The sequence below is a fragment of the Streptomyces prasinopilosus genome (genome assembly GCF_001419695.1).
Lineage (GTDB): Bacteria > Actinomycetota > Actinomycetes > Streptomycetales > Streptomycetaceae > Streptomyces > Streptomyces prasinopilosus.
On sequence record NZ_LIRG01000303.1, the window covers coordinates 1 to 8,382 of the forward strand.

The 8,382-nt window shown below is 72.5% G+C and carries 4 protein-coding genes and 1 pseudogene; 1 reads left to right on the plus strand and 4 read right to left on the minus strand.

Translation table 11 applies throughout. The annotated features are described in order from the left end of the window. Window positions 1–219: pseudogene (locus AOK18_RS13785) on the minus strand (hypothetical protein); the annotation flags it as partial. Between AOK18_RS13785 and AOK18_RS13790 the strand changes: the two are divergent. Continuing rightward, window positions 184–2,280 (plus strand): AbfB domain-containing protein, encoded by a 2,097-nt coding sequence (locus AOK18_RS13790; RefSeq protein ID WP_240503171.1) that lies wholly within the window; start codon window positions 184–186, stop codon window positions 2,278–2,280. The pseudogene AOK18_RS13785 and the gene AOK18_RS13790 sit on opposite strands and share 36 nt — an antisense overlap. Window positions 2,281–2,441: 161 nt before the next feature. On the opposite strand, the gene AOK18_RS13795 is transcribed toward AOK18_RS13790, so the two are convergent. The 3 genes from AOK18_RS13795 to AOK18_RS13805 all read right to left on the minus strand — a co-directional run. Beyond that, the gene (locus AOK18_RS13795; RefSeq protein ID WP_055694545.1) at window positions 2,442–5,717 is read right to left on the minus strand and encodes a glycoside hydrolase family 2; all 3,276 of its coding nucleotides are present in this window, start codon (window positions 5,715–5,717) and stop codon (window positions 2,442–2,444) included. Window positions 5,718–6,422: 705 nt separating this feature from the next. Next, a complete protein-coding gene (locus tag AOK18_RS13800; protein ID WP_055694546.1) occupies window positions 6,423–7,022 on the minus strand; it encodes a DinB family protein in 600 nt (199 codons plus the stop codon). An 84-nt stretch (window positions 7,023–7,106) separates the two neighbouring features. Next, window positions 7,107–8,179: tetratricopeptide repeat protein (locus AOK18_RS13805; protein ID WP_206281541.1), on the minus strand; the 1,073-nt coding region annotated here is incomplete at its 5' end. Window positions 8,180–8,382: the final 203 nt, after the last annotated feature.

Genomic DNA, 8,382 nt, shown 5'->3' on the forward strand with positions numbered 1-8,382 from the left:
CTGCTTGCCGACGGCCTGGCAGCCGGTCTGGGTCGGGTCCCACACGGAGACGACGACGGTGTTGGCGCCGGGGCCGAGCAGGTCGGTGATGTCGTAGGAGAACGCGTCGAAGCCGCCGCTGTGCGGTGCGCCGGCCTGCCGGTCGTTGACCCACACGGTGGTGCGCCAGTCACTGGCGCCGAAGTGGAGCTGCACGCGGCGGCCGTTCCAGCCGGCCGGCCGGCGTCGTTCCCCCAGCAGATCCGGGTGCCGTTCGTGGCCGAGTCCGCCCTGTCCGGCATCCAGCGCCGGATCACCCAGAACGACAAGCTCTGGTACAAGCGCACCTTCACCGTGCCGGCCGGCTGGAACGGCCGCCGCGTGCAGCTCCACTTCGGCGCCAGTGACTGGCGCACCACCGTGTGGGTCAACGACCGGCAGGCCGGCGCACCGCACAGCGGCGGCTTCGACGCGTTCTCCTACGACATCACCGACCTGCTCGGCCCCGGCGCCAACACCGTCGTCGTCTCCGTGTGGGACCCGACCCAGACCGGCGGCCAGGCCGTCGGCAAGCAGCGGATCAACGACGTGACACCACATCCGGGGGGCGGCATCTTCTACACCGCCGCGTCCGGCATCTGGCAGACGGTGTGGCTCGAACCCACGGCGCCCGCGCACATCACCCGCCTCGACATGGTTCCCGACCTGGCGAACAACCGGCTCAAGGTCACGGTCCGGGGCGCCGGGACGAACGGCCACCAGGCCCGGGTGACGGTCTCCGCCGGCGGCAGCGCGGTGGGCACCGCCACCGGCCCCGTCGGCGGCGAGTTCACCGTGCCGGTGCCCTCCGCACGGCGGTGGACGCCGGACGATCCCTTCCTCTACGACGTACGGGCGGACCTGCTCTCCGGCGGCACGACGGCCGACTCCGTCGGCAGCTACACCGGGATGCGCTCCGTCGGCGTCGCCCGCGTCGACGGCGTCCTGCGCCCCGTCCTCAACGGCGAGTTCGTCTTCCAGACCGGCACCCTGGACCAGGGCTACTGGCCGGACGGCATCTACACCGCGCCCAGCGACGCCGCCCTCCGGTACGACCTGCAGAAACACAAGGACCTCGGCTTCAACATGGTGCGCAAGCACATCAAGGTGGAGCCGCAACGCTGGTTCTACCACGCGGACCGGCTCGGCCTGCTGGTGTGGCAGGACATGCCGTCCATGGACCTGCGCACACCGGACGCGGCCGCCCGCACCCAGTGGGAGGCCGAGTACGACCGCGTCATCGACCAGCACCGCAGCTCGCCCTCGGTGGTGATGTGGGTCAACCAGAACGAGGGCTGGGGCCAGTACGACCAGGCCCGCCTCGCGAACGAGGTCAAGGCGTACGACCCGTCCCGCCTGGTCAACAACATGAGCGGCGTCAACTGCTGCGGCTCCGTGGACGGCGGCAACGGGGACGTCGTCGACCACCACGTCTACGTCGGTCCCGGCACCACGGTGCCCGACGCCGGCCGGGCGGCCGTCCTCGGCGAGTACGGCGGACTGGGTCTGAAGGTGCCCGGCCACGAGTGGTACCCCGGCGGCGGCTTCAGCTACGAGGACCAGCCGGACGCGGCCCACCTGAACGACCGGTTCGTCGGCCTGCTGGACGCGATCCGCGAGGTGCGGCTCCCGCGGGGCCTGTCCGGCGCGGTCTACACCGAGATCACCGACGTGGAGAACGAGGCCAACGGCCTGCTCACCTACGACCGTCAGGTCGTGAAGGTGGACGAGGCGCGGGTCAGGGCCGCCAACCGCGCCCTGATCGACGCGTCCCGGTCGCCGTCGGCCCCCGTCACCCTGCCGGCCGGCCAGTACCGGTCCCTCGGCGTGACGACACCGGGGCTGACGAACCGGTACGTGCGGCACCGGGACGGCGCGGTGTTCACCGAGGCCGTGGACGGCGGCAGCGGCGCGCTGCTGAAGAACGACGCCACCTGGAGGATCGTCCCCGGCCTCGCCGACGGCTCCTGCTACTCGTTCGAGTCGCGGAACTACCCCGGCGAGTACCTGCGCCACCGCGAGTACCGCGTGTACAAGGAGTCCGGCAGCGGCGACCTGTTCCGGGCGGACGCCACCTTCTGCCCGGTGCGCGGCGCGAACGGGGCGGTGCGGCTGTCCGCCCACAACTTCCCCGGGCAGTACCTGCGCCACTACGACGCCCGGTTGTGGCTGGCCACCCCGGGCGGTACGCACGCCTGGGACAGCCCCGCCCTGTTCACGGAGGACACCACCTGGACCGTGGCGGCACCCTGGGCGCCGTGAGCGGTGTGCGGCACCCCGGGTGAGGGGCGGCGGCGGCCCCTCGGGCCGTCGCCGCCCGGGTGGTGCTCCCCCCGGTGGGCGGAAGGGGCGGANNTCCGCCCCTTCCGCCCACCGCCGCGACCGTCGGCGGGCACGGCCCACCGTGCCCGCCGACGGTCCGCCTACGGCTTCTCGCGGTCGTGCAGGGCGCTCACCTCCTCCGCGGTGAGTGCCCTGTCGTAGGCGTGGACCTCGTCCACCGCGCCGTCCCAGAAGTCGGTGTCGCCGCCGTTCCACTGGGCGCGGCCTACGGCGAGCGGTCCGGTGCCGACGTAGGCGGGGCCGGCGGTGGAGGTCGCCGCGAGTTCGCCGTCGACGTAGAGGTCGATCTCGCCCCGCGCGTCGTCACGGACGCCGACGAGGTGGTACCAGCGGCCCGTGTCCGGCTTCGTCTCCAGCCGGGCGCGCTTCCCGTCGGGGGTGCTGAAGGCGAAGGCGCCCTGCCCGTACTGCAGGTAGAACGGGCTGGCCTGGCGCCGCCCGTCCTGACTGATCGCGGTGGCGTAGTTGCCGGGGAGCGAGTCGAGCCTGACCCAGCCGGCGACGGAGTAGCTGCCGGTGGTGTCGAGCACGGGGCCGTCGGTCTCGGCGTGCTGCCCCCGCCCGTCGAACTCCAGCGCGCTGCCGCTGACGCCGGGGGTCCAGCCCGTGCCCTCGGCGAGCGTCAGGGGCCTGTCGTTGGGGCCGCCGTCCTTCGCGGTCGTGCCGGTGCCCTCGTCGAGGGTCCAGTGGCCGCCGCCCTTCAGCTGCTCCCGCTCGCCCGCGGCGGCGCCGGCCGCGATCACCTTGCGGTTGGCCTCGCGCACCCGGACCGGGTCGACCTTGATCTGCCGGCGGTCGTAGGTGTAGAGGCCGTTCAGCTCGTTCTCCAGGTCGGTGATCTGCGTGTACACCGAACCGGAGAGTTCGGCGGCGGCCTGGTCGAGGTAGAACCGCTCGGTGTTCTCCACATACTTGCGGGTCAGCGCCTCCTTGTCGGCGACCCCGCTGTAGATCACCGTCGGCGTGCCCGGCCACATGTGGCCGGGGGTCCGCAGGGTGAAGCCGCCGTGCTCGCCGTCCATGGCCGCCCGGTGGTCGGGGAACGGCGGGTCGTCGTTGTTGTAGTCGTGGTGGTCGATGATGTCGCCCTTGCCCGAGTCGCCCTTGGAGTTGCAGCAGTTGACACCGCTGTGGGCGTTGACGACGCGGGAGGGGTCGGCGGCCTTCACGGACTCGGCGATGCGGCCGCTCTCCTCGCGGTTCCACTCGCCCCAGCCCTCGTTGAAGACGATCCAGCCGATGACCGAGGGCGCGTTGTGGTGCTGGCGCATCATCTCGCGGCCCTGGTCGACGAAGGCCTTCTGTCCGGTCTCGTTGGTGATGTTCCCGGAGACGAAGTCCTGCCAGACCAGCAGGCCGAGCCGGTCGGCGTGGTGGAACCAGCGTGCCGGCTCCGCCTTGATGTGCTTGCGGACGGCGTTGAAGCCGAGCTTCTTGTGCGCCTCGAGGTCGAAGGCGAGTGCCTCGTCGCTGGGGGCGGTGTAGAGGCCGTCGGGCCAGAAGCCCTGGTCGAGGGTGGCGAGGGAGAAGACGGGTTCTCCGTTGAGCACCAGCTTCCGGTAGCCGCCGACCTCCTCGATCCCCACCTCGCGCATGCCGAAGTAGCTGTCGATCCTGTCGGCCGACCTGCCGTCGGTCAGCCTGACCTCGAGGTCGTAGAGGTAGGGGTCGTCGGGGCTCCACAGGCGCTGCTTCGCCACGGGGAGCCGGAGCCCGCGGTTGGCGGGTCCGCTCACCTTGCCGACGACCTTGCCGCGGGCGTCGCGGGCGACGGCCTCCACGCGCGCCTTCGGGGAGGCGCCCTCGGACTCGACGGTCACCGCCAGAGTGCCGGTGTCGATGTCGGGCGTGGTGACGACGTCGTCGATGGCGGTGTCGGCCACGGGTTCCATCCAGACCGTCTGCCAGATCCCGGACGACTGGGTGTAGAAGATGCCGCTGGGGCTGGTGTGCTGCTTGCCCGTCGGCTGGTCGGCGCCGCCGGTGTCGGTGACCGCGACCACGACCTCCTGCGCGCCCCGGCCCTTGAGCGCGTCGGTGATGTCGGCGCTGAACGCGGTGTACCCGCCGGTGTGTTCAGCGACCTTCCTGCCGTTGACCCAGACGCGGGCCCGGTAGTCCACGGCGCCGAAGTGGAGCTTCAGCCGCTTGCCCCGGCCGACCTTCCAGTTCTTCGGCACCTCGACGAGCTTGCGGTAGAACATGTGGTCCTCGTGCCGTTCGAGCCCGGACAGCTGGGACTCGACGGGGAACGGCACGGTGATCCTCTCGTCCAGGTTCCTGCCGAAGACCGGCTGCTCGCCCGCCTTCGCACCGCTGAACTGCCAGGTCCCGTTGAGGTTCTTCCACTGGGAGCGCACCTGCTGCGGGCGGGGGTGCTCCGGCAGCGGGTTCTTCCTGTCCAGCTTGTCGCCCCACGGTGTGGTGAGCCGGTGGCCGGAGGCGTTCGCGGCGTAGCGGACGATCCGGGGCACGGCCTTGCCGCCGGCCGTCAGTGCGCCGTCGCCGTCGTAGGTGAACCGGACCCGCTGGTTCTTCTGGACCGGCTTCGCGAGCGTGACGAGGAGGGAGGCGCGGTCGCCGGGGGCGGCCTTCACCGACGCGACCGGCATGGCGGTCGTGTCGGCCTCGATCCTCAGGTGCTCCGCGACCTCGTCGAGGCCCCCGACCCGTTCCTCGAAGCGGGCGCGCAGCCGCTTCCCGTCCTCGGCGACCGACAGGTCCACCGGGAAGACCTCGAAGCCGGCGGGCGGGGTGAACGCCGACTCGGGGACGAGCTGCTTGGGCGTGGTCGGGCTCGACCAGCGCAGGAACATGTTCGACCCGCCGAGGTCCTGGAACATCTCCAGCCGGAAGGTGTGCTTCTCACCGGCGGCCAGCCTGAGCGGCTCGCTGGTCTGTTCCCGGTCCCAGTCCGGTTCCCAGTGGTCGATGACCGGCTTGTCGTCGATGAAGAGGCGGAAGCCGTTGTCGCCGACGGCGTGGAACGTGTAGTCGCCGGTCTCCGGGGCCTCGATCTGCCCCGTCCAGCGGGCGGTGGTGTGCTCCGTCCTCCCGGTCAGTTCCTCGAAGGTGCTCGTCAGGCCGGAGAAGTTGATCTGCGGCTCCAGGAGGGTGCCGCCGAGTTCGGCGAAGTCCCTGGCTCCCGGCGCGGACATGCTGAAGTACTCGCCCTTCAGGCCGTGCTGCCCGACGGCGGCGTCGGCTGCCGCACCGGAGGTGCGCGCGGCCGTGCCGGTGCTCGCGGGTTCCGCGGCCGCCGCGGCGGGAACCGCGGCGCTCGTGGGCAGGACCAGGGCCGCGGCGGCCAGCAGAGCCCACCACCGGGCCCTCGGGCGGGTGTGTTGTCTTGTCATCGAACCTTTCCTCGCGCAGGGGGCTTGGGGACAGGACGAAACGGACTGCGTCAGGTGAACGGCCCTGTCGGCGGCAGGTGTCCACCGGTGGCCAACGCGAGCACGCCGGCCCGGAACGGCACCGGCGCCGTGACGGCCGGAGACTATTTCAACGTTGGAAATTCACTGTGCAGCGGAATGACAACACGCCACTCGACAACTGTCCATACCTTGCGCACGGTTGGCGGCCCGTCAGGAACCGGCGCCTCCGCGACGGGGCGACGGCCCGCGCGGACGGATGAGGGAGGATGCGGCGGGAATGTCCGGGGCGGGCCGCCGCCGTCACGCCGACCCGGCCCGGCCCGGTCAAGGGGAAGCTCTCTCGTTCTGGACCTCGGCACCGACTCCCCCGTGCCCGTCCTGGTCGACCACGACGAACGCGACGGACTCCCGGCGCCCGACGCCGTGACGGCCGCCCTGGGCCCGACCGCGCTGACGGGTCCGTACGCCCGCGACGACGGCGGATGCGCGTACACCGGCGCGGCCCGCTGGAACGGCAGCCGGTGGACCCCCGCCCTGGGCGTCCCCGGCCGGGTGACGGCCTGCCTCGCCGACGACGGGCACCAGCCGGCCGAGGCCGATCAGGCGCTGGGAGAGCGCACGGAGGGCGCGGCCGACGAAGCGGCCCTGATCGCCCTGCTCCGCCGGACCTCGCGTCCCGGCCGGTCAGCGGTCGCCGGCCTCCCTCGCCGCCCGCTCCAGCCGGTTCCGGTGGTCCTCCCACCAGGCCGCGTCACCGGACGGCAGGTCACTCGCTCCCTTCCCCCGGCCGACGGCACCGTCGATGAGCTCCCGCAGGATGTCCGCGTGGCCGGCGTGCCGGTGGGTGTCGGCGATCACGCGCACCATGAGGTGGTGCAGCGTGGTCCCGCTCCGCTCCTTCGGCCACCACGGGACGTGGCCGACGGCGTCGAGCTCGAGTGCCGCGAACGTGCTGTCCGCGTGCTCCCACGCGCGGTGGTAGAGCGCGACGATCTCCTCGCGCGACTCGTCCGCGGTGGCCCACATGTCCGCGTTGGGTTCGGCGTCCTGCGTGTACCACCAGGACGGCGGATCCTGCCGGAAGAACGGTCGGCCGAACACGTCGCCGAAGTAGCCCAGTTCCACTCCGGCGGCGTGCTTGACCAGCCCCAGCAGGTTGGTGCCGGTGGGTGTCAGCGGGCGGCGGACGTCGTACTCCGGGAGTCCTTCGAGTTTCCACACCAGGGCTTCCCTGGCGTCCTGCAGGTATCGGACCAGGTCCGCCTTCGGGTTCGGTTCCGTCATGCCCGGCAGTCTCGCACCGGGCACTGACAGTCCGTCGGGCGCCGGCCGCAGGGCGCCGGTGCCCAGCAGCCGTGCGGCCGGGGGTCACCGTCCGAGGACGGAGGAGAACGCGTCGCGGATGTCGGACTTCGAGGGGGTGACGTACTTGTCCGAGGGGATGACGCCGTAGGTGAAGAAGAGCGACGGGCAGGTGGAGCCGCCGATCTGGACCGTGCGGTCGGCCACGCGCTTGCCGGTGCACAGCGCGTACACCTTCACCGGGAGCGAGATCCGGTGGAACGTGACGTCGGTGATCCGCCCGCTGGTCTCGCTCCGGTAGGGGCAGGTGCGGACGGCGCTTCCGAAGTCCTGTGGGCCCACGCACACCACCAGTGCGGCCTTCGCCTCGTCGGTGGTCCGCCAGGCGCCGGGGAGCTTGCCCGGGTGCTCGCCGTCCCCGAGGAACAGGGCCCGGCCGGAGCCCGCGCGGCGGGCGGGGGCACCCTCGTACTTCGCCGGCGCCTCGCAGTAGCGGTTCCCGCGCACCAGTTCCCGCACCTCGTCCAGCTGCAGGGCCAGCACGGCCTTCCGGAGCGCCTTGCGGGCCCGGTCCTCGTGGCTGTCGCCGGGGTACTCGTCCAGCAGCCGCTGGTAGCGGGACTCCGCCTGCGCCCACTCCCGCGTGCCCATCAGGGCGTCGCCGCAGCCCATCAGCGCGGCGGGAGCGAGCCGGTCGGCGGTCTCGGAGGACCGGTCCAGGACCTGCCGGCCCGGCCCGGGCTCCCGGTCGCCGAGCCAGTCCGTGATCCGGACCGTCTCGCAGGCGTCGTCGGTGGGAAGCCCGTCCAGGAAGCGGTCCAGGGAGGCCCCGGCCGTGGCGTCGTTGCGGGAGTCCTCCTCCAGGACCGAGGCCAGCAGGCGGAAGCCCGAGGCCAGGCCGTCCTGGTCGCCCTCCAGTCCGGCGGTCAGCCGGGCCTCCGCCGTCTCCAGCCGCTCACAGGTGTCGACCGCCGTGTCGCCGCGTGCGGCGATCGGGGCCGCGGCGATCCTGTGCCCCGCCCCCACCCGTTCCTGGGCCTCCGTCACCGCACCGCAGTCGCCGTCCGCGCGCGCCCGGGCGATGGCGTCCTCGATGCCGTGGGCGTCGAACCGCAGCAGTGCCACGCCCAGCACCACCGNNCCGTCCGCGGCGCTCCCCGCCGGCGCCGGGCGAGCAGCCACCCGTGCGCCACGGCCGCCGCCCACCACAGCAGCAGGAGCACCTCGCTCCAGGTCTCGGCGGTCGCGGCCGTCGTCCAGACCAGCGCGAAGGTGACCGCCCCGGCGGCCCAGAACAGTCCCGGGCGGCGCATCAGCAGGTAGCCCGCCCCGAGGAGGGAGG

Coding starts and splice junctions, on each gene's coding strand:
- AOK18_RS13800 (WP_055694546.1), bottom strand. CDS start 7,022: ATGACGGAACCGAACCCGAAGGCGGACCTGGTCCGATACCTGCAGGAC.
- AOK18_RS13795 (WP_055694545.1), bottom strand. CDS start 5,717: ATGACAAGACAACACACCCGCCCGAGGGCCCGGTGGTGGGCTCTGCTG.